Origin of the sequence: Denitromonas iodatirespirans, assembly GCF_018524365.1 — a bacterium.
In the GTDB taxonomy this organism is placed as follows: Bacteria; Pseudomonadota; Gammaproteobacteria; order Burkholderiales; family Rhodocyclaceae; genus Nitrogeniibacter; species Nitrogeniibacter iodatirespirans.
Genome location: NZ_JAEKFT010000006.1, coordinates 85,740 through 109,179, shown reverse-complemented (window position 1 = coordinate 109,179; position 23,440 = coordinate 85,740). Strand labels below are relative to the sequence as shown.

25 protein-coding genes and 1 tRNA gene are annotated in these 23,440 nt (G+C 61.6%); all 26 read left to right on the top strand.

Annotated elements, in window-relative coordinates; translation table 11 throughout:
• Positions 1 to 16 precede the first annotated feature (16 nt).
• Complete coding sequence (gene tuf, locus I8J34_RS07330; RefSeq protein ID WP_214360737.1) at positions 17 to 1,207, top strand: elongation factor Tu; 1,191 nt, start codon at positions 17 to 19, stop codon at positions 1,205 to 1,207.
• Between the two features lie 65 nt (positions 1,208 to 1,272).
• A tRNA-Trp gene (locus I8J34_RS07325) sits at positions 1,273 to 1,348 on the top strand.
• Positions 1,349 to 1,372: 24 nt separating this feature from the next.
• Positions 1,373 to 1,720: a preprotein translocase subunit SecE gene (secE, locus tag I8J34_RS07320; protein ID WP_214360748.1), complete on the top strand. Its 348-nt coding sequence runs from the start codon at positions 1,373 to 1,375 to the stop codon at positions 1,718 to 1,720.
• Positions 1,721 to 1,722: 2 nt separating this feature from the next.
• Positions 1,723 to 2,256 carry a transcription termination/antitermination protein NusG gene (nusG, locus tag I8J34_RS07315; protein WP_214360747.1) on the top strand — a complete coding sequence of 178 codons (534 nt, stop codon included), beginning with the start codon at positions 1,723 to 1,725 and terminating at the stop codon, positions 2,254 to 2,256.
• A gap of 80 nt (positions 2,257 to 2,336) precedes the next feature.
• Complete coding sequence (rplK, locus tag I8J34_RS07310; RefSeq protein ID WP_214360746.1) at positions 2,337 to 2,768, top strand: 50S ribosomal protein L11; 432 nt, start codon at positions 2,337 to 2,339, stop codon at positions 2,766 to 2,768.
• A 2-nt stretch (positions 2,769 to 2,770) separates the two neighbouring features.
• Positions 2,771 to 3,469, top strand: coding sequence for a 50S ribosomal protein L1 (rplA, locus tag I8J34_RS07305; protein ID WP_214360745.1), 699 nt, complete (start codon positions 2,771 to 2,773; stop codon positions 3,467 to 3,469).
• 300 nt (positions 3,470 to 3,769) lie between these two features.
• The gene (gene rplJ / locus I8J34_RS07300; protein WP_214360744.1) at positions 3,770 to 4,294 is read left to right on the top strand and encodes a 50S ribosomal protein L10; all 525 of its coding nucleotides are present in this window, start codon (positions 3,770 to 3,772) and stop codon (positions 4,292 to 4,294) included.
• A gap of 62 nt (positions 4,295 to 4,356) precedes the next feature.
• On the top strand, positions 4,357 to 4,737 hold the full coding sequence (rplL, locus tag I8J34_RS07295; protein WP_214360743.1) for a 50S ribosomal protein L7/L12: 381 nt from the start codon (positions 4,357 to 4,359) through the stop codon (positions 4,735 to 4,737).
• A gap of 140 nt (positions 4,738 to 4,877) precedes the next feature.
• Positions 4,878 to 9,011, top strand: a complete 4,134-nt coding sequence (rpoB, locus tag I8J34_RS07290) for a DNA-directed RNA polymerase subunit beta (RefSeq protein WP_214360742.1) — start codon at positions 4,878 to 4,880, stop codon at positions 9,009 to 9,011.
• A gap of 38 nt (positions 9,012 to 9,049) precedes the next feature.
• Positions 9,050 to 13,333 (top strand): DNA-directed RNA polymerase subunit beta', encoded by a 4,284-nt coding sequence (gene rpoC / locus I8J34_RS07285; protein ID WP_214360741.1) that lies wholly within the window; start codon positions 9,050 to 9,052, stop codon positions 13,331 to 13,333.
• Positions 13,334 to 13,464: 131 nt separating this feature from the next.
• Positions 13,465 to 13,842, top strand: a complete 378-nt coding sequence (gene rpsL, locus I8J34_RS07280; RefSeq protein ID WP_214360740.1) for a 30S ribosomal protein S12 — start codon at positions 13,465 to 13,467, stop codon at positions 13,840 to 13,842.
• 33 nt (positions 13,843 to 13,875) lie between these two features.
• Positions 13,876 to 14,346, top strand: a complete 471-nt coding sequence (gene rpsG / locus I8J34_RS07275; protein WP_214360739.1) for a 30S ribosomal protein S7 — start codon at positions 13,876 to 13,878, stop codon at positions 14,344 to 14,346.
• Between the two features lie 98 nt (positions 14,347 to 14,444).
• Positions 14,445 to 16,538: an elongation factor G gene (gene fusA, locus I8J34_RS07270; protein ID WP_214360738.1), complete on the top strand. Its 2,094-nt coding sequence runs from the start codon at positions 14,445 to 14,447 to the stop codon at positions 16,536 to 16,538.
• Positions 16,539 to 16,570: 32 nt separating this feature from the next.
• Complete coding sequence (gene tuf, locus I8J34_RS07265; RefSeq protein ID WP_214360737.1) at positions 16,571 to 17,761, top strand: elongation factor Tu; 1,191 nt, start codon at positions 16,571 to 16,573, stop codon at positions 17,759 to 17,761.
• 53 nt (positions 17,762 to 17,814) lie between these two features.
• Positions 17,815 to 18,126 carry a 30S ribosomal protein S10 gene (gene rpsJ, locus I8J34_RS07260; RefSeq protein WP_144179113.1) on the top strand — a complete coding sequence of 104 codons (312 nt, stop codon included), beginning with the start codon at positions 17,815 to 17,817 and terminating at the stop codon, positions 18,124 to 18,126.
• Positions 18,127 to 18,238: 112 nt separating this feature from the next.
• Positions 18,239 to 18,880, top strand: a complete 642-nt coding sequence (gene rplC, locus I8J34_RS07255) for a 50S ribosomal protein L3 (RefSeq protein ID WP_214360736.1) — start codon at positions 18,239 to 18,241, stop codon at positions 18,878 to 18,880.
• On the top strand, positions 18,880 to 19,503 hold the full coding sequence (gene rplD / locus I8J34_RS07250; RefSeq protein ID WP_214360869.1) for a 50S ribosomal protein L4: 624 nt from the start codon (positions 18,880 to 18,882) through the stop codon (positions 19,501 to 19,503). The genes rplC and rplD overlap by 1 nt, the downstream gene beginning before the upstream one ends.
• Positions 19,500 to 19,805 (top strand): 50S ribosomal protein L23, encoded by a 306-nt coding sequence (rplW, locus tag I8J34_RS07245; protein WP_214360735.1) that lies wholly within the window; start codon positions 19,500 to 19,502, stop codon positions 19,803 to 19,805. The genes rplD and rplW overlap by 4 nt, the downstream gene beginning before the upstream one ends.
• Positions 19,806 to 19,812: 7 nt before the next feature.
• Positions 19,813 to 20,640: a 50S ribosomal protein L2 gene (rplB, locus tag I8J34_RS07240; RefSeq protein WP_214360734.1), complete on the top strand. Its 828-nt coding sequence runs from the start codon at positions 19,813 to 19,815 to the stop codon at positions 20,638 to 20,640.
• 10 nt (positions 20,641 to 20,650) lie between these two features.
• On the top strand, positions 20,651 to 20,926 hold the full coding sequence (rpsS, locus tag I8J34_RS07235; protein WP_214360733.1) for a 30S ribosomal protein S19: 276 nt from the start codon (positions 20,651 to 20,653) through the stop codon (positions 20,924 to 20,926).
• Positions 20,927 to 20,938: 12 nt separating this feature from the next.
• Positions 20,939 to 21,268 (top strand): 50S ribosomal protein L22, encoded by a 330-nt coding sequence (gene rplV / locus I8J34_RS07230; RefSeq protein ID WP_214360732.1) that lies wholly within the window; start codon positions 20,939 to 20,941, stop codon positions 21,266 to 21,268.
• 9 nt (positions 21,269 to 21,277) lie between these two features.
• Entirely contained in the window at positions 21,278 to 22,057 is a 780-nt protein-coding gene (rpsC, locus tag I8J34_RS07225; RefSeq protein ID WP_214360731.1) for a 30S ribosomal protein S3, read from the top strand.
• On the top strand, positions 22,057 to 22,470 hold the full coding sequence (rplP, locus tag I8J34_RS07220) for a 50S ribosomal protein L16 (RefSeq protein ID WP_144179121.1): 414 nt from the start codon (positions 22,057 to 22,059) through the stop codon (positions 22,468 to 22,470). The genes rpsC and rplP overlap by 1 nt, the downstream gene beginning before the upstream one ends.
• A gap of 2 nt (positions 22,471 to 22,472) precedes the next feature.
• Complete coding sequence (gene rpmC, locus I8J34_RS07215) at positions 22,473 to 22,664, top strand: 50S ribosomal protein L29 (protein WP_214360730.1); 192 nt, start codon at positions 22,473 to 22,475, stop codon at positions 22,662 to 22,664.
• Positions 22,664 to 22,933 (top strand): 30S ribosomal protein S17, encoded by a 270-nt coding sequence (rpsQ, locus tag I8J34_RS07210; RefSeq protein WP_214360729.1) that lies wholly within the window; start codon positions 22,664 to 22,666, stop codon positions 22,931 to 22,933. Before rpmC ends, rpsQ begins: the two co-directional genes overlap by 1 nt.
• Positions 22,934 to 23,064: 131 nt before the next feature.
• Positions 23,065 to 23,433, top strand: a complete 369-nt coding sequence (gene rplN, locus I8J34_RS07205; protein WP_214360728.1) for a 50S ribosomal protein L14 — start codon at positions 23,065 to 23,067, stop codon at positions 23,431 to 23,433.
• Positions 23,434 to 23,440 lie beyond the last annotated feature (7 nt).

Below are 23,440 nucleotides of genomic sequence, written 5' to 3'. Positions count from 1 at the left end.
GAACAGAGGTATCGATATGGCTAAGGGCAAGTTTGAGCGGACGAAACCGCACGTCAACGTCGGCACGATTGGTCACGTTGACCATGGCAAGACCACGCTGACGGCGGCGATCACGACGATCCTGTCGAAGAAGTTCGGCGGTGAAGCCAAGGACTACGCGTCGATCGACAGCGCGCCGGAAGAAAAAGCGCGCGGCATCACGATCAACACGGCACACGTCGAGTACGAGACGGCCACCCGTCACTACGCCCACGTGGATTGCCCGGGTCACGCCGACTACGTCAAGAACATGATTACCGGTGCTGCGCAGATGGACGGCGCGATCCTGGTGTGTTCGGCCGCTGACGGCCCGATGCCCCAGACCCGCGAGCACATCCTGCTGGCCCGTCAGGTCGGCGTGCCGTACATCATCGTCTTCCTGAACAAGTGCGACATGGTCGACGACGAAGAGCTGCTCGAGCTGGTCGAGATGGAAGTGCGCGAGCTGCTCTCCAAGTACGACTTCCCGGGCGACGATGTGCCCATCGTCAAGGGTTCGGCCCTGAAGGCCCTCGAAGGCGACCAGAGCCCGATCGGCGAGCCGGCGATTTTCCAACTGGCCGACGCCCTGGATTCCTACATCCCGACGCCCGAGCGCGCCATCGACAAGCCCTTCCTGCTGCCGATCGAAGACGTGTTCTCGATCTCCGGCCGCGGCACTGTGGTGACCGGTCGTGTCGAACGCGGCATCGTCAAGGTGGGTGAGGAAATCGAGATCGTCGGTATCAAGCCGACCGTCAAGACCACCTGCACCGGCGTGGAAATGTTCCGCAAGCTGCTCGATCAGGGTCAGGCTGGCGACAACGTCGGCGTGCTGCTGCGCGGCACCAAGCGTGAAGACGTCGAGCGTGGCCAGGTGCTGTGCAAGCCGGGTTCGATCACCCCGCACACCCACTTCACGGGCGAGATCTACGTGCTGTCGAAGGAAGAAGGTGGTCGTCACACCCCGTTCTTCGCCAACTACCGTCCGCAGTTCTACTTCCGCACTACGGACGTGACCGGTTCGATCTCGCTGCCCGAAGGCACCGAGATGGTCATGCCGGGCGACAACGTGTCGATCACCGTCAAGCTGATTGCCCCGATCGCCATGGAAGAAGGTCTGCGCTTCGCCATCCGTGAAGGCGGTCGTACCGTCGGCGCCGGTGTCGTGGCCAAGGTCATCGAGTAATCGACGGCTGACTGTTGTTTTCCGAAGGGCGCTGCGGCATCGTGGCGCCCTGTAGTCTCTGCTGCAGGGGTATAGCTCAACTGGCAGAGCGTCGGTCTCCAAAACCGAAGGTTGGGGGTTCGATTCCCTCTGCCCCTGCCATATTTTCTGGACTGTTAGACCCGAATGGCTGACAAGCTCAAGTTTGTGCTGGCGCTGCTTCTGGTGGCTGCTGGCGTGGCTGGATTCTACCTGCTCTCCGAGCAGGTGCTGGTGCTGCGCGTTCTGGTCGTCCTGGCGGGCGTGGCGGCGGGTTCTGCCGTTGCCTGGTTCACCGAGCCCGGCCAGCGCTTTGCCGTTTTTGTTCGCGAGACGGTGGCCGAGACCAAAAAAGTGGTTTGGCCGACCCGCAAGGAAACGGTCCAGATGACGGGCGTTGTCTTCGCTTTCATGGTCGCCATGGCATTGTTCCTGTGGCTGACCGACAAGAGCCTTGAGTGGGTGTTGTACGACCTCGTGCTGAACTGGAAGTGATTATGTCCAAACGCTGGTATGTGGTTCACGCCTATTCGGGCTTCGAAAAATCGGTTCAGCGTGCGCTGATCGAGCGCATCTCGCGCGCAGGCATGCAGGACTTGTTTGGTCAGGTTCTGGTGCCGGTGGAAGAAGTGGTCGAGATGAAATCCGGCCAGAAAAGCATTTCGGAGCGCAAGTTCTTTCCGGGCTATGTGCTCGTCGAGATGGAAATGAACGAGGAGACTTGGCATCTGGTCAAGTCGACACCGCGGGTCACCGGCTTCGTGGGTGGCACCGGGACCAAGCCGACGCCGATTTCCGAGAAGGAAGTGGCCAAGATCATGAGTCAGATCCAGGAGGGTGTGGAGAAGCCGCGTCCCAAGGTTCTGTTTGAGGTCGGCGAAGTGGTTCGCGTCAAGGAAGGTCCGTTCACCGATTTCCACGGGGCGGTCGAAGACGTGAACTACGAGAAGAGCAAGTTGCGGGTGTCGGTGACCATCTTCGGTCGCGGCACACCCGTCGAGCTGGAATTCGGCCAGGTCGAAAAGACCTGAGCCTGAGCCCGCCGCTGGCGGGATCGAGGAGCGCCGGCCGCAGGCTGGTGCGTTCGCACTCACTATAGGAGCAAGCCTTCATGGCTAAGAAAATCATCGGCTATATCAAGCTGCAGGTGCCGGCGGGGAAAGCCAACCCGAGCCCCCCGATCGGTCCCGCGCTGGGTCAGCGCGGCCTGAACATCATGGAATTCTGCAAGGCGTTCAACGCCCGCACGCAGAGCCTTGAGCCGGGTCTGCCGATCCCTGTCGTCATCACTGCCTTCAGCGACAAGAGCTTCACCTTCATCATGAAGACGCCGCCGGCGTCGGTCCTGATCAAGAAGGCGGCCGGTCTGCAGAAAGGGTCGCCCCGCCCGCATACCGACAAGGTCGGCAGCGTGACGCGTGCGCAAATCGAAGAAATCGCCAAGACCAAGATGCCCGACCTGACGGCGGCGGATCTGGAAGGTGCTGTGCGGACCATCGCAGGTTCTGCGCGCAGCATGGGCGTGACGGTTGAGGGGCTCTGATCATGGCAAAAGTTTCCAAGCGCGTGCAGGCGATCCGCGCCAAGGTTGATCGCAATCGTGTGTACTCCATGGCCGACGCGCTGGCGTTGATCAAGGATCTGGCCAGCGCCAAATTCGACGAGTCCGTCGACGTGGCCGTCAATCTCGGTATCGATCCGCGTAAATCGGATCAGGTGGTGCGCGGTTCGGTCGTGCTGCCCGCCGGTACCGGCAAGAGCGTGCGCGTGGCTGTGTTCGCCCAGGGCGACAAGGCCGCTGCCGCCAAGGCGGCCGGTGCCGATGTGGTCGGTTTCGACGATCTGGCCGAGCAGGTCAAGGCCGGCAATCTGGATTTCGACGTGTGTATCGCCACGCCGGACGCCATGCGCGTGGTCGGTCAGCTGGGCCAGATTCTCGGCCCGCGTGGCCTGATGCCGAACCCGAAAGTCGGGACGGTGACCATGGACGTCGAGACGGCGGTGAAGAACGCCAAGGCCGGTCAGGTGCAGTACCGCGCCGACAAGGGCGGCATCGTGCACGCCACCATCGGTCGTGCATCGTTCTCGGTCGAATCGCTGCAGCAGAATGCCGCTGCGCTGGTCGACGCGCTGAACAAAGCCAAGCCGGCCACGTCGAAAGGCCTGTATCTGCGTCGCGTCGCCGTGTCCAGCACCATGGGTGCCGGTGTGCGCGTCGAGCCGTCGAGCGTGATCAACGCTTGATGCGAGTTTGCCCGGCGACCCCGGAAGGGGTGGTCGGGTCTTTGGGCTGCGGTGTCGGTGACGCCGCAGGTTGTCAAAGACCGCTGGGGATTCTTTATCCGGCCTGCCGGAGCGAGTCTCAAATTCGAGTCCGACCCCTGTGTCGGGCGCGAGCCCAGCGTAGATGGCGAAGCCCGAATCAGGATTCATTATCGGCCCTGCCGAGTAGCTCTTGATCTCCTGAATGACGGTCGCCGAAAGTGGTCCGATCCCGGGTACGTGCTACCCAGGTGAGGCGTAACCATTCAGTGGGAGATGACCGTGGGTCTCAATCTTGAAGGTAAGAAGGCAGTTGTCGCCGACGTGTCCGCCGAAGTGGCGAACGCGCAGGTGATCATTGTCGCTGAGTACCGTGGTCTCGAAGTGGGTCAAGTGACCGAATTGCGCGCCAAGGCGCGTGAAGCGGGCGTTTATCTGCGCGTACTGAAGAACACCCTTGCGCGGCGTGCCATTGCTGGCACGCACTTCGAAGGGCTGTCTGACCAGCTGGTGGGGCCGCTGATCTACGGTATTTCCGCAGATCCGGTGGCGCCGGCCAAGGTGCTTCAGCAGTTCTCGAAGGACAACGACAAGCTGGTGATCAAAGCCGGTGTCATGCCCAACTTCGTCATGGACGCAGCTGGGGTCAAGGCACTGGCCACCATGCCGAGTCGTGAAGAGCTGCTGGCCAAGCTGCTCGGCACGATGCAGGCACCGATCGCCAAGTTCGTCCAGACGCTCAACGAGGTGCCCGGAAAGTTCGTGCGTACGCTCGCAGCGGTTCGTGATTCGAAAGAGACTGCGTAATTTCCCGAGTAATTGCCGTTTCTTGGGAAGCGGCGTTAGTTCAGTTATCAGGAGTAACTCAAATGGCTGTTAGCAAAGCAGAAATCCTCGACGCAATCGCGTCCATGTCGGTTCTGGAACTGTCCGAACTGATCAAGGAAATGGAAGAGAAGTTCGGTGTGTCCGCCGCTGCCGCCGTGGCCGTGGCCGGCCCCGCCGTGGCTGGTGAAGCCGCCGCCGCCGCTGAAGAGAAGACCGAATTCGACGTGATTCTGGCCGCTGTCGGCGAGAAGAAAGTCGAAGTCATCAAGGTCGTGCGCGCTGCCACCGGCCTGGGCCTGAAAGAAGCCAAGGACCTGGTTGACGGTGCTCCGAAGGCCGTCAAGGAAGGCGTGGCCAAGGACGAGGCCGAAGGCCTCAAGAAGCAGCTCGAAGAAGCCGGCGCCAAGGTCGAGATCAAGTAATTTCTCGGTCCCAGGCAGGGCTGGCACCCGAAAGTGGGCGCCAGCCCTTTCGTACTTTTCGAAGCCAGAAGAGAACGAGATCGTCCCTGACGGCTCATTGTCTCCTGTCTTCCCACGTCTGAACGCTACCCGGAGCATCTATGGCGTACTCCTACACCGAGAAAAAGCGTATCCGCAAGAGCTTTGCCAAAGGCGGGGCTGTGCTGGACGCGCCCTTTCTGCTGGCGACGCAGATTGAGTCCTTCGCATCCTTCCTCCAGGCGGAAACCTCCGCAGCGCAGCGGGCCAACCAGGGCCTGCAGGCCGCCTTCACCTCGATCTTCCCGATCAGCAGCCACAGCGGAAATGCACGCCTCGAATTCGTGCACTACCTGCTGGGCGAGCCGGCGTTCGATGTGAAAGAGTGCCAGCAGCGCGGCCTGACCTTTGCGGCCCCGCTGCGCGCGCGCGTGCGCCTGGTCATCATGGACCGCGAAGCGCCGAAGGAGACCGTCAAGGAAGTCAAGGAGCAGGAAGTCTACATGGGCGAGATTCCGCTCATGACGAACACCGGCTCCTTCGTCATCAACGGTACCGAGCGGGTCATCGTGTCCCAGCTGCACCGTTCGCCGGGTGTGTTCTTCGAGCACGACCGCGGCAAGACGCATGCCTCGGGCAAGCTGCTGTTCTCGGCGCGGGTGATTCCCTACCGCGGCTCCTGGCTGGACTTCGAGTACGACCCGAAGGACTACCTGTATTTCCGCGTCGACCGTCGCCGCAAGATGCCGGTGTCGATCCTGATGCGTGCCATCGGGATGACAACCGAGCAGATCCTGGCGACTTTCCATGACTTCGACCGCTTCGAGCTGAAGGCTGATGGCGCTTCGTTTGCTGTGGTGCCCGAGCGCCTGCGCGGCGAAGTGGCCAAATTCGACATCCTCGATGCCGACGGCAAGGTCATCGTCGAGAAGGAAAAGCGCGTCACCGCGCGTCATATCCGTCAACTCGCCGATGCCGGCGTGTCGGCGATCGACGTGCCGGACGACTTCCTCCTCGGCCGCGTGATCGCCAAGGATCTGGTCGATGCGGAGACCGGCGAAATCGTCGCCCGTGCGAATGACGAGATCACCGAAGAGGTGCTGGCGCAGCTGCGCGACGCCAACGTGGTCGAGCTGCCGACGCTGTACATCAACGATCTGGATCGCGGTGCGCACATCTCGCAGACCCTGCGCATCGACGAAACCACCGACGAGTGGGCTGCCAAGGTCGCCATCTATCGCATGATGCGTCCGGGCGAGCCGCCCACCGAAGACGCGGTCGAAGCCCTGTTCAAGGGGCTGTTCTACGCCGAAGAGCGCTACGACCTGTCGGCCGTCGGCCGCATGAAGTTCAATCGCCGCGCCTATCCCGAAAAGATCGACGACAAGGCGCCGGAATGGTATCGCCGGATGCTCGAGGCGGTTGGCCCGAAGACCGAGGAAGGTCCGGGGACGCTGTCGAACGAAGACATCCTGGCGGTCATCGCCATCCTCATCGAGCTGCGCAACGGTCGTGGCGAGATCGACGACATCGATCATCTCGGCAACCGCCGTGTGCGTTCGGTGGGTGAGCTGGCCGAGAACCAGTTCCGCGCCGGTCTGGTGCGTGTCGAGCGTGCCGTCAAGGAGCGCCTGGGCCAGGCCGAATCCGACAACCTGATGCCGCATGACCTGATCAATGCCAAGCCGATCAGCGCCGCCATCAAGGAGTTTTTCGGTTCCAGCCAGCTGTCGCAGTTCATGGACCAGACCAACCCGCTGTCCGAGATCACGCACAAGCGTCGTGTCTCGGCGCTCGGTCCGGGTGGTCTGACGCGTGAGCGCGCCGGCTTTGAAGTGCGCGACGTGCATCCGACCCACTATGGCCGCGTGTGCCCGATCGAAACGCCGGAAGGTCCGAACATCGGTCTGATCAACTCGCTGGCCGTGTACTCGCGCACCAACCGCTACGGCTTCCTCGAAACCCCGTACCGCAAGGTCGAGGACGGGAAAGTCACCGACCAGATCGATTACCTGTCGGCCATCGAAGAAGGCCAGTACGTGATCGCCCAGGCCAACGCGCAGATCAACGCCGAAGGCCGGCTGAGCGGCGAACTGGTGTCCTGCCGTCACAAGGGGGAATTCTCGCTGGCCGTGGCCGACTCCGTTCAGTACATGGACGTGGCGCCGGGCCAGATCGTGTCGGTGGCTGCCTCGCTGATTCCGTTCCTTGAGCATGACGACGCGAACCGCGCGCTGATGGGCGCCAACATGCAGCGTCAGGCCGTGCCCTGCCTGCGCCCCGAGAAGCCCTTCGTCGGCACCGGCATCGAGCGCCTGGTGGCGGTCGACTCGGGTACCGCCGTGCAGGCAACCCGCGGCGGCGTGGTCGACTATGTCGATGCCAACCGTATCGTGGTGCGGGTCAACGACGACGAAACCCTGGCGGGCGAAGTCGGTGTCGACATCTACAACCTGATCAAGTACACCCGTTCCAACCAGAACACCAACATCAACCAGCGTCCCATCGTCAAGGTGGGCGACGTGATCGCCCGCAACGACGTGATCGCCGACGGCGCCTCGACCGACCTGGGCGAACTGGCCCTCGGCCAGAACATGCTGGTCGCGTTCATGCCGTGGAACGGCTACAACTTCGAAGACTCGATCCTCATCTCCGAACGTGTCGTGGCCGACGACCGCTTCACCTCGATCCATATCGAGGAGCTGACCGTCGTGGCCCGTGACACCAAGCTCGGACCCGAAGAGATCACCCGCGATATCGCATCGCTGGGCGAAGCCCAACTGGGCCGCCTGGACGAGTCCGGCATCGTGTACATCGGCGCCGAAGTCGAAGCCGGTGACGTGCTGGTCGGCAAGGTCACGCCCAAGGGCGAGACCCAGCTGACGCCGGAAGAGAAGCTGCTGCGCGCGATCTTCGGTGAGAAGGCCTCCGACGTGAAGGACACCTCGCTGCGCGTGCCCTCGGGCATGAACGGCATCGTCATCGACGTGCAGGTGTTCACCCGCGAAGGCATCGAGCGCGATGTGCGCGCCCAGTCGATCATCGACGACCAGCTGCGCAGCTTCAAGACCGATCTGGCCGACCAGATGCGCATCGTCGAGCGCGACGCCTTCGCCCGTATCCGTCGCATGATCGTGGGCCAGAAGGCCAACGGCGGGCCGAAGAAGCTGGCCAAGGGCACCGAGATCTCCGACGCCTACCTGGACAGCCTCGAGCCGTATCACTGGTTCGACATCCGCATGGCGGCCGAAGAGATCGCGACCCAGCTCGAAGCGGTCCGCGAAGGTCTCGAGAAGACCCGCAAGGATTTCGAGCTGGCCTTCGAGGTCAAGAAGAAGAAGCTCACCCAGGGCGACGAGCTGCCCCCGGGCGTGCAGAAGATGGTCAAGGTCTACCTGGCGGTCAAGCGTCGCCTGCAGCCGGGCGACAAGATGGCCGGTCGTCACGGTAACAAGGGTGTGGTCTCGCGCATCGTGCCGGTCGAAGACATGCCGTACATGGAAAACGGGACGCCGGTCGACGTGGTGCTCAACCCGCTGGGCGTGCCCTCGCGGATGAACATCGGTCAGATTCTCGAAACCCACCTGGGCTGGGCCGCCAAGGGTCTGGGCAACAAGATCGACACCATGTTGCGTACCAACGCCGCCGTCAAGGAAGTGCGTGGCCTGCTCGGCGAGATCTACAACCGTCACGGCAAGAGCGAGGACATCGACAGCTTCAAGGACGAGGAAGTGCTGGAGCTGGCCGACAACCTGCGCAAGGGCGTGCCCTTCGCCACGCCGGTGTTCGACGGTGCCAAGGAAAGCGAGATCGAGGCGATGTTCGAAATCGCAGGTCTGCCGACCTCCGGCCAGGTCACGCTGTTCGACGGCCGCACCGGCGAAGCCTTCGAGCGCAAGGTCACGGTGGGCTACAAGCACGTGTTGAAGCTGCACCACTTGGTCGATGACAAGATGCACGCCCGCTCCACCGGCCCGTACTCGCTGGTGACCCAGCAGCCGCTGGGCGGCAAGGCGCAGTTCGGTGGTCAGCGTTTCGGCGAAATGGAAGTGTGGGCCCTGGAAGCCTACGGCGCCTCCTACACGCTGCAGGAAATGCTGACGGTCAAGTCCGACGACGTGACCGGCCGGACCAAGGTGTACGAAAACATCGTCAAGGGCGAGCACAAGATCGATGCGGGCATGCCCGAGTCGTTCAACGTGCTGGTGAAGGAAATTCGCTCGCTGGCCATCGACATCGACCTGGATCGTATTTGAGCCGACTGAGTCCAACGCTCAATCGGATGGAGTGACACATGAAAAGCCTGCTCGCTGATCTGTTCAAACAGACCCTTCCCAATGAGGAAGAGTTTGATGCGATTACCATCGGTCTCGCATCGCCGGACAAAATCCGGTCCTGGTCCTATGGCGAAGTCAAAAAGCCGGAGACCATCAACTACCGCACCTTCAAGCCCGAGCGCGACGGCTTGTTCTGCGCCAAGATCTTTGGCCCGGTGAAGGACTACGAGTGCCTGTGCGGCAAGTACAAGCGTCTCAAGCACCGCGGCGTGATCTGCGAAAAGTGCGGCGTCGAAGTGACGCTGTCGAAAGTGCGCCGCGAGCGCATGGGCCACATCGAACTGGCCTCGCCGGTGGCGCACATCTGGTTTCTGAAGAGCCTGCCCAGCCGTCTGGGCATGGTGCTCGACATGACCCTGCGCGACATCGAGCGCGTGCTGTACTTCGAAGGCTTCGTGGTGGTCGAGCCGGGCATGACCCCGCTGACCCGTGGCCAGCTGCTGACTGAAGACGACTACCTGGCCAAGGTCGAAGAATACGGTGACGAGTTCGAAGCCTCGATGGGCGCCGAAGGCGTGCGCGAGCTGCTGCGCACGCTCGACGTGAATCAGGAGATCGAGAAGCTGCGCGGCGAACTCGAAGCGACCAGCTCCGACGCCAAGATCAAGAAGTTCTCCAAGCGCCTGAAGATCCTCGAGGCCTTCCAGCAGTCCGGCATCAAGCCGGAGTGGATGATCCTGGCGGTGCTGCCGGTGCTGCCGCCGGACCTGCGTCCGCTGGTGCCGCTGGACGGCGGCCGTTTCGCCACTTCCGACCTGAACGACCTGTACCGTCGCGTCATCAACCGCAACAACCGTCTGAAGCGTCTGCTCGAGCTCAAGGCGCCCGAGATCATCGTGCGCAACGAGAAGCGCATGCTGCAGGAGTCGGTCGACTCCCTGCTCGACAACGGTCGCCGCGGCAAGGCCATGACCGGTGCCAACAAGCGTCCGCTCAAGTCGCTGGCCGACATGATCAAGGGCAAGGGCGGTCGTTTCCGTCAGAACCTGCTGGGCAAGCGTGTCGACTACTCCGGCCGTTCGGTCATCGTGGTGGGCCCGCAGCTCAAGCTGCACCAGTGTGGCCTGCCCAAGCTGATGGCACTGGAGCTGTTCAAGCCCTTCATCTTCAACAAGCTGGAGCTGATGGGGCTGGCCACGACCATCAAGCAGGCCAAGAAGATGGTGGAGAGCCAGGAGCCGGTGGTGTGGGACATCCTCGAAGAGGTGATCCGCGAACATCCGGTGCTGCTCAACCGCGCCCCGACCCTGCACCGCCTCGGTATCCAGGCCTTCGAGCCGGTGCTGATCGAAGGCAAGGCGATCCAGCTGCATCCGCTGGTCTGCGTCGCGTTCAACGCCGACTTCGACGGCGATCAGATGGCCGTCCACGTGCCGCTGTCGCTCGAAGCGCAGATGGAAGCCCGCACCCTGATGCTGGCCTCCAACAACGTGATCTCGCCCGCCAACGGCGAGCCGATCATCGTCCCGTCGCAGGACATTGTGCTGGGCCTGTACTACGCTAGCCGCGAAGGCATCGGCGAGAAGGGCGACGGCATGGTGCTGCAGGACGTCTCCGAGGTGCTGCGCGCCTACGAGTCGGGCAACCTGTCGCTGCATGCGCGCATCACCGTGCGCCTGAAAGAAGCCGATCTCGGTCCGGATGGCGAGCGCATCGAGCGCGTGACCCGCTACAACACGACGGCCGGCCGTGCGCTGCTGTCGGAAATCCTGCCGGCCGGTCTGCCGTTCAGCGTGATCGACAAGCCGCTGAAGAAAAAGGAAATTTCCAAGCTCATCAACGCCTCCTTCCGCCGTTGCGGCCTGAAGGCGACGGTGGTGTTCGCTGACCAGCTGATGCAGTTCGGTTTCCGTCTGGCGACGCGTGCCGGGGTGTCGATCGCGGTCAAGGACATGCTGGTGCCGGATCAGAAAGAGCCGATCATCCGCGCTGCCGAAAACGAAGTGAAAGAGATCGCCCAGCAGTACGCGTCGGGTCTGGTGACCGATGGCGAACGCTACAACAAGGTGGTCGATATCTGGGGCCGCACCGGTGACCAGGTCGCCAAGGCGATGATGGATCAGCTCGGCAAGCAGAAGATCGAGGACCGCTTCGGTGCGACGCCGCGCGACAACTGGTGGCAGGCCGTGTATATGCCGGGCGCGAAGGCGCCGGAAGCCAAGGAAGTCGATCAGGAGTCCTTCAACTCCATCTACATGATGGCCGACTCCGGGGCGCGGGGTTCTGCCGCACAGATCCGCCAGCTGGCCGGTATGCGGGGCCTGATGGCCAAGCCGGACGGCTCGATCATCGAGACGCCGATCACCACCAACTTCCGTGAAGGCCTGAACGTGCTTCAGTACTTCATCTCGACGCACGGTGCGCGTAAAGGCCTGGCCGATACCGCACTGAAGACGGCGAACTCGGGTTACCTGACGCGCCGCCTGGTCGACGTGACACAGGATCTGGTGGTCACCGAAGACGATTGCGGTACCCGCAACGGCTTCAACATGAAGGCCATGATCGAGGGCGGCGAGGTCATCGAGCCGCTGCGCGAGCGCATCCTCGGTCGCGTGTGCATCGACGATGTGGTCAATCCGGACACCCAGGAAACCGTCATCGCCGCCGGCGAACTGCTCGACGAGAACGCGGTCGAGTTGATCGAAAGCCTCGGCATCGACGAAGTGGCCGTGCGTACCCCGCTGAGCTGCGAAACCCGTTACGGTCTGTGCGCCAAGTGCTACGGTCGTGACCTGGGCCGAGGCTCACTGGTGAACGTCGGCGAGGCGGTCGGTGTGATCGCAGCGCAGTCGATCGGTGAGCCGGGTACCCAGCTGACCATGCGGACCTTCCACGTCGGTGGTGCGGCGTCGCGGGCGGCAGCGGCCAGTTCGGTCGAAGCCAAGTCGGCCGGCAGCATCCGCTTCACCCAGAACATGCGTTATGTGACCAACGCCAAGGGCGAGAAGATCATCATCGCCCGCTCGGCGGAAGTACTGGTGGCCGACGATATGGGCCGCGAGCGCGAGCGTCACAAGGTGCCCTACGGCGCCATGCTGCTGGTCAGCGATGGCGATGCCATCAAGGCCGGCCAGCAACTGGCCACCTGGGATCCGCACACCCGCCCGATCGTGACCGAGTTCGCCGGTACGGTGAAGTTCGAGAACGTCGAGGAAGGGGCGACCGTCGCCAAGCAAATCGACGAGGTGACCGGTCTGTCCACCCTGGTGGTGATCGATGCCAAGCGTCGTGGCGGCTCCGCTTCTACCAAGGGCATGCGCCCGCAGGTCAAGCTGTTCGACGAGAAGGGCGATGAAGTGAAGATCGCCGGCAGCGATCATGCGGTGGCTATCACCTTCCAGGTCGGCTCGATCATCACCGTCAAGGATGGTCAGCAGATCAACGTCGGCGACATCCTGGCACGCATCCCGCAGGAATCGGCCAAGACCCGCGACATCACCGGCGGTCTGCCGCGGGTGGCGGAGCTGTTCGAAGCACGTTCCCCGAAGGATGCCGGCGTGCTGGCCGAGTTCACCGGTACCGTGTCCTTCGGCAAGGAAACCAAGGGCAAGCAACGTCTGGTGATCACCGAGCTGGACGGCACGGCGCACGAGTTCCTGATTCCGAAAGACAAGCACGTCATGGTGCACGACGGCCAGGTGGTCAACAAGGGCGAGCCGATCGTCGACGGGCCGGCCGAACCGCACGACATCCTGCGCCTCAAGGGCATCGAGGCGCTGGCCCGCTACATCATCGACGAAGTGCAGGACGTCTATCGTCTGCAGGGCGTGAAGATCAACGACAAGCACATCGAAGTGATCGTGCGTCAGATGCTGCGCCGTGTGGTGATCTCGGATTCGGGCGACACCCGCTTCATTCGTGAAGAGCAGGTCGAGCGCTCCGAAGTGCTGGACGAGAACGACCGGATCGAAGCCGAAGGCAAGTTGCCGGCCAGCTACGAAAACGTGCTGCTCGGTATCACCAAGGCCTCCTTGTCGACCGACTCCTTCATCTCGGCCGCGTCCTTCCAGGAAACGACCCGGGTGCTGACCGAAGCGGCCATCATGGGCAAGCGTGACGAACTCCGTGGTCTCAAGGAAAACGTCATCGTCGGCCGACTCATCCCGGCCGGTACCGGGATGGCGTACCACCGTAACCGCCGTGCCCAGTCCGAAGGACAGGACCTGGGCGGGGAGCACGCCTGGCCCGCGGCGGCCGAAGAGCTCCTGGATCTGCCGCAGGAAGATGTGTCAACGCGTTGACCTTTTAAAACAAACGGGGGTAAAATCCGGCCTCTTTTTGTAGACTGACCAATCGTAGTCAGTCGCAGCCGGAATACACCGCCCGAGGCGGCCCAGGGGGCTGCCTCGGTTTTTTGGGAAATTCTCAAGCTATGCCAACAATTAATCAGCTCGTCCGCAAACCGCGGAAATCCGCCGTACTCAAAAGCAAGGTGCCGGCGCTGGAAGCCTGCCCGCAGAAGCGTGGCGTGTGTACCCGTGTGTACACCACGACGCCGAAGAAGCCGAACTCCGCGTTGCGTAAGGTGGCCAAGGTGCGCCTGACCAACGGGTTCGAGGTGATCTCGTACATCGGCGGTGAGGGGCACAACCTGCAGGAGCACTCCGTGGTCCTGATTCGCGGTGGCCGGGTGAAGGACTTGCCGGGTGTGCGTTACCACATCGTCCGCGGGTCGCTGGACTTGCAGGGTGTCAAGGATCGTAAGCAGTCGCGCTCCAAGTACGGTGCCAAGCGCCCGAAGAAAGCCTGATTGTTGGCTCAATGAGAATCGGAAGGGGTTGATATGCCGCGTCGTCGCGAAGTTCCCAAGCGTGAGGTCCTGTCGGATCCGAAGTTTGGTAGTCAGGATGTTTCCAAGTTCATCAATGTGATCATGCAGGCCGGCAAGAAGGCCGTGGCTGAGCGCATCGTCTATGGTGCCTTTGATCACATCTCCAGCAAATCCGGCAAGGATCCGCTGGAAGTGTTTACGGCTGCTCTGGGCAATGTGCGCCCGGTGGTCGAGGTGAAGAGCCGCCGCGTCGGTGGTGCCAACTACCAGGTGCCGGTGGAAGTGCGTCCCTCTCGTCGCATGGCGCTGTCGATGCGCTGGCTGCGCGAGGCCGCCCGCAAGCGTGCCGAGAAGTCGATGGCCCAGCGTTTGGCTGGCGAGTTGCTGGAAGCGGCTGAAGGTCGTGGTGCGGCGATGAAGAAGCGCGAAGAAGTGCACCGCATGGCCGAGGCCAACAAGGCGTTCTCGCACTATCGCTTCTGATTTGAAAGCGACGTGGATCGAGCCCGTCAGGGCTCGTTTTTTTGTAATCGACTGAAAGAAAAAATCGCGCCTTGGCGTGATTGGGAAGGGTTGCTACCGTGGCTCGCAAGACACCTATTGAGCGTTACCGCAATATCGGTATTTCGGCTCACATCGACGCCGGCAAGACAACGACGACCGAGCGAATCCTGTTTTATACCGGCGTGAACCACAAGATTGGTGAAGTTCACGACGGCGCAGCGACCATGGACTGGATGGCGCAAGAGCAGGAGCGTGGCATCACCATCACCTCCGCGGCGACCACGTGTTTCTGGAAGGGGATGGATCTGAGCTATCCCGAGCATCACATCAACATCATCGACACTCCGGGGCACGTCGACTTCACGATCGAAGTCGAGCGCTCCATGCGCGTGCTCGACGGTGCCTGCATGGTCTACTGCGCGGTGGGTGGTGTTCAGCCGCAGTCCGAGACGGTGTGGCGTCAGGCAACCAAGTACCGTGTGCCGCGTCTGGCCTTCGTGAACAAGATGGATCGCTCTGGTGCGGATTTCTTCAAGGTCGTGGCTCAGATGAAGAGTCGCCTGAAGGCCAATCCGGTGCCCGTGGTGCTGCCGATCGGTGCAGAAGAGCACTTCGAAGGTGTGGTCGATCTGATCAAGATGAAGGCGATCGTCTGGGACGAGGCGTCGCAGGGGACCAAGTTCTCTTACGCCGAGATTCCCGCGAACCTGGCCGAAGAGGCTGCGACCTGGCGCGAGCAGATGGTCGAGGCGGCTGCCGAAGCCACCGAAGAGCTGATGAACGAGTACCTGGAGAGCGGCGATCTGAGCGAAGCCCAGATCATGGCCGGTCTGCGCAAGCGCACCATCGCCTGCGAAATCCAGCCGATGCTGTGCGGTACCGCGTTCAAGAACAAGGGTGTTCAACGCATGCTGGATGCGGTCATCGAATTCATGCCCTCGCCGACCGAAGTGCCGGCCGTGCAAGGTACCGATGAAGATGGCAATGAGCTGACGCGCAAGTCGTCGGACGACGAGAAGTTCTCGGCCCTGGCGTTCAAGCTGATGACCGACCCGTTCGTTGGTCAGCTGACCTTCATTCGTGTTTATTCCGGTGTTCTGGATTCCGGCGACACCGTGCTGAACTCGGTCAAGGACAAGAAAGAACGTATCGGCCGTCTGCTGCAGATGCACGCCAACGACCGGATCGAGATCAAGGAAGTGCGCGCCGGCGATATCGCTGCTTGCGTGGGTCTCAAGGATGTCACTACGGGTGAAACCCTGTGCTCCCCCGATGCGCCGATCATTCTCGAGCGCATGGAGTTCCCGGATCCCGTGATTCACGTGGCCGTAGAGCCCAAGACCAAGAGCGACCAGGAAAAGATGGGTATCGCCCTGAGCCGTCTGGCCCAGGAAGATCCGTCGTTCCGCGTGCGCACCGACGAAGAATCCGGCCAGACGATCATCTCCGGCATGGGCGAGCTGCACCTCGAGATCATCGTCGATCGCATGAAGCGCGAATTCAACGTGGAAGCCAACGTCGGTGCGCCGCAGGTGGCCTACCGTGAAGCGGTGCGTTCGGCTGTCGAGCAGGAAGGCAAGTTCGTCAAGCAGTCCGGCGGTCGCGGCCAGTATGGCCACGTCTGGATCAAGCTGGAGCCGAACGAGGCGGGCAAGGGCTACGAGTTCGTCGACGCCATCAAAGGTGGTGTGGTGCCGCGTGAATACATCCCGGCGGTCGATCGCGGCATTCGCGACACGCTGCCGAGCGGTGTGCTGGCCGGCTTCCCGGTGGTGGATGTCAAGGTCACGCTGTTCGATGGCTCCTACCACGATGTCGACTCGAACGAAAACGCGTTCAAGATGGCCGGTTCGATGGCCTTCAAGGACGCCATGCGTAAAGCCAATCCGGTGCTGCTTGAGCCGATGATGGCGGTCGAGGTCGAGACGCCGGAAGACTTCATGGGCAACGTGATGGGCGACCTGTCCGGTCGTCGCGGTATCGTGCTGGGCATGGACGACATCGCCGGCGACATGAAGGGGATTCGTGCCGAAGTGCCGCTGGCCGAGATGTTCGGCTACGCCACCTCGCTGCGTTCGCTGACCCAGGGTCGCGCAACGTATTCGATGGAATTCAAGCATTACAGCGAGGCCCCGAAGAACGTGGCCGAGGCTGTGATCAAGAGCAAGTAATTTCGTATTTTCGAGACTAAGGAAACGAAACAATGGCTAAGGGTAAGTTTGAGCGGACGAAACCGCACGTCAACGTCGGCACGATTGGTCACGTTGACCATGGCAAGACCACGCTGACGGCGGCGATCACGACGATTCTGTCGAAGAAGTTCGGCGGTGAAGCCAAGGACTACGCGTCGATCGACAGCGCGCCGGAAGAAAAAGCGCGCGGCATCACGATCAACACGGCACACGTCGAGTACGAGACGGCCACCCGTCACTACGCCCACGTGGATTGCCCGGGTCACGCCGACTACGTCAAGAACATGATTACCGGCGCTGCCCAGATGGACGGCGCGATCCTGGTGTGCTCGGCCGCTGACGGCCCGATGCCGCAGACCCGCGAGCACATCCTGCTGGCCCGTCAGGTCGGCGTGCCGTACATCATCGTCTTCCTGAACAAGTGCGACATGGTCGACGACGAAGAGCTGCTCGAGCTGGTCGAGATGGAAGTGCGCGAGCTGCTCTCCAAGTACGACTTCCCGGGCGACGATGTGCCCATCGTCAAGGGTTCGGCCCTGAAGGCCCTCGAAGGCGACCAGAGCCCGATCGGCGAGCCGGCGATTTTCCAACTGGCCGACGCCCTGGATTCCTACATCCCGACGCCCGAGCGCGCCATCGACAAGCCCTTCCTGCTGCCGATCGAAGACGTGTTCTCGATCTCCGGCCGCGGCACTGTGGTGACCGGTCGTGTCGAACGCGGAATCGTCAAGGTGGGTGAGGAAATCGAGATCGTCGGTATCAAGCCGACCGTCAAGACCACCTGCACCGGCGTGGAAATGTTCCGCAAGCTGCTCGACCAGGGTCAGGCTGGCGACAACGTCGGCGTGCTGCTGCGCGGCACCAAGCGTGAAGACGTCGAGCGTGGCCAGGTGCTGTGCAAGCCGGGTTCGATTACCCCGCACACCCACTTCACGGGCGAGATCTACGTGCTGTCGAAGGAAGAGGGCGGCCGTCACACCCCGTTCTTCGCCAACTACCGTCCGCAGTTCTACTTCCGCACCACGGACGTGACCGGTTCGATCTCGCTGCCCGAAGGCACCGAGATGGTCATGCCGGGCGACAATGTGTCGATCACCGTCAAGCTGATCGCCCCGATCGCCATGGAAGAAGGTCTGCGCTTCGCCATCCGTGAAGGCGGTCGTACCGTCGGTGCCGGCGTCGTGGCCAAGGTCATCGAGTAATCAACCCTCCCCGGGCGGTGCCTTTGCACCGCCCTCGCTCTTTGGACAACATCATGCAAAGCCAAAAAATCCGTATCCGCCTGAAGGCCTTCGATTACCGCCTGATCGACCAGTCCGCGCTTGAGATCGTCGAGACGGCAAAGCGCACCGGCGCAGTCGTCCGTGGCCCCGTGCCGCTGCCGACGCGTATCGAGCGCTATGATGTGTTGCGTTCGCCGCATGTGAACAAGGCCTCGCGCGATCAGTTCGAGATTCGTACCCATCAGCGCCTGATGGACATCGTCGATCCCACCGAAAAGACGGTCGACGCATTGATGAAACTCGACCTGCCCGCAGGTGTGGATGTGGAAATCAAGCTGCAGTAATTCTTGGCTTGTGTTCTAAGCGCCGAGGCCGGTATAATCCGGCCTTTGCGTTTTTCGCGCAAAAAACTCTTTACGGCCCCGGTCAATCGCAACCGGGATTTGGGAGAATAAAATGAGTCTAGGCCTTGTAGGTCGCAAGGTCGGCATGACTCGCATTTTCACGGACGATGGTCAAACCATCCCCGTGACGGTGCTTGACATGTCCGACAACCGCGTTAGCCAGATCAAGACCGCTGAGACCGACGGCTACACCGCCGTCCAGGTTGCCTTCGGCAAGCGTCGCGCTAGCCGGGTGGGTAAGCCGCTCGCGGGTCACCTTGCCAAAGCAGGTGTTGAGGCAAGCTGGCTGCTTCAGGAGTTTCGTGTCGATGCAGCAGCGCTCGATGGCGTCAAGCCGGGCGATGTGCTGACTGTGGACATTTTTGGTGTCGGCCAGAAGGTCGATGTCGTCGGGACGTCCATCGGTAAGGGTTTTGCTGGCGCCATCAAGCGTCACAACTTCTCGTCGAACCGCGCTTCTCACGGTAACTCCGTGTCTCACAACTCCGCTGGCTCGATCGGTCAGGCGCAGGATCCGGGGCGGGTGCTTCCGGGTAAGCGTATGGCGGCTCACATGGGTGATGTTCGTCGCACCATGCAGAACCTGGAAGTGGTTCGTGTGGATGCCGAGCGTCAGCTGTTGCTCGTCAAGGGTGCTGTCCCGGGTGCTCGGGGTGGTGATGTGGTCGTTCGGCCGGCAGTCAAGGGGGCGTGATGGAACTTAAGCTTCTCAATGATCAGGGTCAGTCTGCCGAGACGGTCCAGGTGTCCGACGTCTTGTTCGGGCGCGAGTACAACGAGGCGCTGATTCACCAGGTCGTGGTTGCCTATATGGCCAACGCCCGTTCGGGGAATCGTGCCCAGAAAGGTCGCTCCGAGATCGCCAAATCGACCCGCAAGCCGTGGCGCCAGAAGGGTACCGGTCGTGCGCGTGCCGGTATGGCGTCCAGTCCGCTGTGGCGCGGGGGTGGTCGGATTTTCCCGAACTCGCCCGACGAGAACTTCTCGCAGAAAATCAACCGCAAGATGTATCGCGCCGGCGTGGCGTCGATCCTGTCGCAACTGGCGCGTGAAGGCCGCATTTCGGTGGTGGAGGATTTCGCCCTGGAAGCGCCGAAGACCCGACTGTTCGCGGACAAGCTGAAGGGTATGGGCTTTGCGGATTCGGTGTTGGTGATTACCGAAGAGCTGAGCGAAAACCTCTTCCTGGCATCGCGCAATCTGCGTGACGTGCTGGTGCTGGAGGTGACCGAGGCGGATCCGGTGTCGCTGGTGCGCTTCCCGCAGGTCGTCGTGACCAAGGGTGCGCTGGCGAAGATGCAGGAGGTGTGGCAATGAGTCAGCTCAAACAAGAGCGTCTGCTGAAGGTCTTGTTGGCCCCGCAGATCTCCGAGAAGGCGACTTATATCGCCGACAAGAATGAACAGGTGGTGTTTCGCGTCGTGTCCGATGCGACCAAGCCGGAAGTGAAGGCGGCGGTCGAGTCGCTCTTCAGTGTCAAGGTGAAGTCGGTCCAGATCGCGAACGTCAAGGGTAAGGTCAAGCGCTTCGGGAAAATCACCGGTCAGCGCAAGGGTTGGAAAAAGGCGTTCGTTTGCCTGCAGCCCGGCCAGGAAATCAACTTCGCGGCAGGGGAGTGACTGAGCTATGGCGTTGGTAAAAGTTAAACCGACATCCGCCGGTCGTCGTGCGGTTGTTCAGGTGGTCAACAAGGATCTGTACAAGGGTCGCCCGCACGGTGCTTTGATTGAGAAGCAGTCGAAAAAGGCTGGCCGCAACAATGCAGGTCGTATCACGGTTCGTCATCAGGGCGGTGGTCACAAGCAGCACTATCGCATGATCGATTTCCGTCGCAACAAGGACGGTATCGTGGCCAAGGTTGAGCGTGTCGAGTACGACCCCAACCGCACGGCGCACATCGCACTGCTGTGCTATGCCGATGGCGAGCGTCGCTACATCATTGCCCCGCGCAACATCGAAGTGGGTCAGGAAGTGGTCAGTGGTTCCGAGGCGCCGATCAAGGTCGGCAATGCCTTGCCGATCCGGAATATTCCGGTCGGTACCGTGATCCACTGCATCGAGATGCAGCCTGGCAAGGGGGCTCAGTTGGCCCGCTCGGCCGGCGCTTCCGTCCAGTTGCTGGCGCGCGAAGGCTCCTATGCCCAACTGCGCTTGCGCTCCGGCGAGATTCGTCGTGTGCACGTCGAGTGCCGTGCGACGGTCGGCGAAGTGGGTAACGGCGAGCACGGTCTGCGCAAGATCGGCAAGGCCGGTGCCAATCGCTGGCGCGGTATCCGTCCGACGGTTCGTGGCGTGGTCATGAACCCGGTGGATCACCCGCACGGCGGTGGTGAAGGTCGTACGGGCGAAGGCCGTGTGCCGGTCAGCCCGTGGGGCACGCCGGCCAAGGGCTATCGGACGCGCAACAACAAGCGCACCGACTCGATGATTGTTCAGCGCCGCAAAAAGCGTTAAGGGGTAACGGATGACTCGCTCTCTGAAAAAAGGCCCGTTCGTCGACGCTCACCTGTTGAAAAAGGTGGACGCGGCGCGGGGTAGCAACGACAAGCGCCCGATCAAGACTTGGTCGCGTCGCTCGACGGTTCTGCCGGATTTCGTCGGTCTGACGATCGCCGTGCATAACGGCCGTCAGCACGTGCCGGTGTATGTGTCGGAAAACATGGTCGGCCACAAGCTCGGTGAATTTGCCCTGACGCGTACGTTCAAGGGCCATCTCGCCAGCAAGAAGGCGAAACGTTAAGGAGTCTGGGTAATGGAAACTAAAGCCATCCTCCGCGGCGTCCGCCTCAGCGCTCAGAAAGGGCGCTTGGTGGCAGACCAGGTCCGCGGCAAGCCGGTTGAGCAGGCGCTGAACATTCTGGCGTTTTCCCCCAAGAAGGGCGCGCAGATCATCAAGAAGGTGGTCGAGTCCGCGATTGCGAACGCCGAGCACAACGACGGTGCCGATATTGACGAGCTCAAGGTGAAGACCATTCACGTTGAAGAAGGTATGACGCTGAAGCGTTTTACTGCGCGCGCCAAAGGTCGGGGCAATCGCATTCTGAAGCCGACATGTCACGTGTTCGTGACGGTCGGGAACTGAGGGGAACTCATGGGTCAGAAAATTCATCCTACCGGGTTCCGCCTCGCGGTTACCCGCGACTGGACCGCCCGCTGGTATGCATCGAAAAAGGATTTCGCCAAGACTCTAGCGGATGATCTGGCGGTTCGCGCTTTCCTGAAAAAGCGTCTGTCGCACGCCTCGGTCGGCCGCGTGTTGATCGAGCGTCCGGCGAAGAACGCCCGGATCACGCTGTTCAGCGCACGTCCTGGCGTGGTGATCGGCAAGAAGGGCGAGGACATCGAGCGCCTGAAGGCTGATCTGCAGAAAATGGTCGGCGTGCCGGTTCATGTGAACATCGAAGAAGTGCGCAAGCCGGAAACCGATGCTCAGCTGATCGCCGATTCGATCGCGCAGCAGCTCGAGCGCCGGATCATGTTCCGTCGTGCCATGAAGCGTGCCATCCAGAACGCCATGCGTCTGGGTGTCCAGGGCATCAAGATCATGAGCTCCGGGCGCCTTAACGGTGCAGAAATCGCGCGTACCGAGTGGTATCGCGAAGGCCGCGTGCCGCTGCATACGCTGCGTGCCAACATCGATTACGGCGTTTCCGAAGCCAAGACCACCTACGGCGTCTCCGGTATCAAGGTCTGGGTGTACAAGGGCGAAATGCTTGGCCGCAATGAGCAGCCCGCCGTGAGTGAGCCCGAGAACGAACCGCGTCGCGCTCGTCGTGGCGGTCGCAATGACGGTGACAATCGTGGTCAGCGTCGCGCACCGCGCCGCGCCGAAACCGGTGGCGATGCGGCTACTGAGAGCAGGAGTGAATAATGCTTCAGCCGAAAAGAAGAAAGTACCGCAAAGAACAGAAAGGCCGTAACACCGGCCTGGCGACCCGCGGCGCCAAGGTGAGCTTCGGCGAGTACGGCCTCAAGGCCACCGGTCGTGGCCGTCTGACGGCACGCCAGATCGAGTCGGCGCGTCGTGCGATGACCCGTCACATCAAGCGTGGCGGACGGATCTGGATTCGCGTGTTTCCGGACAAGCCGATCAGCCGCAAGCCCGCCGAAGTGCGGATGGGCTCGGGTAAAGGGAATCCGGAGTACTACGTGGCCGAGATTCAGCCGGGCAAAGTGTTGTACGAAATGGACGGTGTCGACGAATCCCTGGCGCGTGAGGCCTTCCGCCTTGCGGCAGCAAAGCTGCCGTTTGCGACCACGTTCGTGACTCGTCATGTGGGGTAATCATGAAAGCAAGTGAACTCCGCGCGAAGAGCGTCGAAGAACTCAATACGGAAATGCTGGAATTGCTCAAGGCGCAGTTCAGTCTGCGCATGCAGCTGGCAACCCAGCAACTGACCAATACCAGCCAGCTTGGCAAGGTGCGTCGCGATATCGCGCGCATTCGGACCCTTCTGCGTGAAAAGGCGGCTCAGTAATGACTCAGGAAACTGTGAAAACCTGCCGCACGCTGGTGGGTAAAGTGGTTAGCGACAAGATGCAGAAGACGGTGACGGTGTTGGTCGAGCGTCGCGTCAAGCATCCGTTGTACAGCAAGATCATCATGCGCTCGGCGAAGTACCACGCGCACGATGAAGATGGCGTGGCCGGTGCCGGCGATCTGGTGGAAATCGAAGAGTGCCGCCCGATCTCCCGCTCGAAGAACTGGAAAGTTTCCAAGGTTCTCGAGAAAGCACGCATCATCTAAAAAAGTGTTGAAAGTGGCTTGTCAAGTATTTGGCAAGCCACTATAATTCCGCTTCTTTGCTCTTTCGAGCATAAAACCCGTACGGGTTCCAAGACTGACCGCATGGCGGGCCAAGTTGGAGTGTAAAACTCATGATTCAAATGCAAACGGTGCTGAACGTCGCCGATAACTCTGGCGCGCGTTCGGTGATGTGCATCAAGGTGTTGGGCGGCTCCAAGCGTCGCTACGCCGGGGTGGGTGACATCATCAAGGTGGCGATCAAGGAGGCGGTGCCTCGTGGTCGCGTCAAGAAGGGCGATGTTTATAGTGCGGTGGTGGTGCGTACGGCCAAGGGCGTTCGTCGCTCGGATGGCGCGCTCATCAAGTTTGATGGCAATGCGGCGGTCTTGCTGAACTCCAAGCTGGAGCCGATCGGGACGCGTATCTTCGGGCCGGTGACGCGCGAGTTGCGTACCGAGCGCTTCATGAAGATCGTTTCGCTCGCGCCGGAAGTTCTGTAAGGAGCGG

What these genes read in the sequence shown, in the direction of transcription:
- tuf (WP_214360737.1), top strand. Translation starts at nt 17, where the DNA reads ATGGCTAAGGGCAAGTTTGAGCGGACGAAACCGCACGTCAACGTCGGC.
- secE (WP_214360748.1), top strand. Translation starts at nt 1,373, where the DNA reads ATGGCTGACAAGCTCAAGTTTGTGCTGGCGCTGCTTCTGGTGGCTGCT.
- nusG (WP_214360747.1), top strand. Translation starts at nt 1,723, where the DNA reads ATGTCCAAACGCTGGTATGTGGTTCACGCCTATTCGGGCTTCGAAAAA.
- rplK (WP_214360746.1), top strand. Translation starts at nt 2,337, where the DNA reads ATGGCTAAGAAAATCATCGGCTATATCAAGCTGCAGGTGCCGGCGGGG.
- rplA (WP_214360745.1), top strand. Translation starts at nt 2,771, where the DNA reads ATGGCAAAAGTTTCCAAGCGCGTGCAGGCGATCCGCGCCAAGGTTGAT.
- rplL (WP_214360743.1), top strand. Translation starts at nt 4,357, where the DNA reads ATGGCTGTTAGCAAAGCAGAAATCCTCGACGCAATCGCGTCCATGTCG.
- rpoB (WP_214360742.1), top strand. Translation starts at nt 4,878, where the DNA reads ATGGCGTACTCCTACACCGAGAAAAAGCGTATCCGCAAGAGCTTTGCC.
- rpoC (WP_214360741.1), top strand. Translation starts at nt 9,050, where the DNA reads ATGAAAAGCCTGCTCGCTGATCTGTTCAAACAGACCCTTCCCAATGAG.
- rpsL (WP_214360740.1), top strand. Translation starts at nt 13,465, where the DNA reads ATGCCAACAATTAATCAGCTCGTCCGCAAACCGCGGAAATCCGCCGTA.
- rpsG (WP_214360739.1), top strand. Translation starts at nt 13,876, where the DNA reads ATGCCGCGTCGTCGCGAAGTTCCCAAGCGTGAGGTCCTGTCGGATCCG.
- tuf (WP_214360737.1), top strand. Translation starts at nt 16,571, where the DNA reads ATGGCTAAGGGTAAGTTTGAGCGGACGAAACCGCACGTCAACGTCGGC.
- rpsJ (WP_144179113.1), top strand. Translation starts at nt 17,815, where the DNA reads ATGCAAAGCCAAAAAATCCGTATCCGCCTGAAGGCCTTCGATTACCGC.
- rplC (WP_214360736.1), top strand. Translation starts at nt 18,239, where the DNA reads ATGAGTCTAGGCCTTGTAGGTCGCAAGGTCGGCATGACTCGCATTTTC.
- rplD (WP_214360869.1), top strand. Translation starts at nt 18,880, where the DNA reads ATGGAACTTAAGCTTCTCAATGATCAGGGTCAGTCTGCCGAGACGGTC.
- rplW (WP_214360735.1), top strand. Translation starts at nt 19,500, where the DNA reads ATGAGTCAGCTCAAACAAGAGCGTCTGCTGAAGGTCTTGTTGGCCCCG.
- rplB (WP_214360734.1), top strand. Translation starts at nt 19,813, where the DNA reads ATGGCGTTGGTAAAAGTTAAACCGACATCCGCCGGTCGTCGTGCGGTT.
- rpsS (WP_214360733.1), top strand. Translation starts at nt 20,651, where the DNA reads ATGACTCGCTCTCTGAAAAAAGGCCCGTTCGTCGACGCTCACCTGTTG.
- rplV (WP_214360732.1), top strand. Translation starts at nt 20,939, where the DNA reads ATGGAAACTAAAGCCATCCTCCGCGGCGTCCGCCTCAGCGCTCAGAAA.
- rpsC (WP_214360731.1), top strand. Translation starts at nt 21,278, where the DNA reads ATGGGTCAGAAAATTCATCCTACCGGGTTCCGCCTCGCGGTTACCCGC.
- rplP (WP_144179121.1), top strand. Translation starts at nt 22,057, where the DNA reads ATGCTTCAGCCGAAAAGAAGAAAGTACCGCAAAGAACAGAAAGGCCGT.
- rpmC (WP_214360730.1), top strand. Translation starts at nt 22,473, where the DNA reads ATGAAAGCAAGTGAACTCCGCGCGAAGAGCGTCGAAGAACTCAATACG.
- rpsQ (WP_214360729.1), top strand. Translation starts at nt 22,664, where the DNA reads ATGACTCAGGAAACTGTGAAAACCTGCCGCACGCTGGTGGGTAAAGTG.
- rplN (WP_214360728.1), top strand. Translation starts at nt 23,065, where the DNA reads ATGATTCAAATGCAAACGGTGCTGAACGTCGCCGATAACTCTGGCGCG.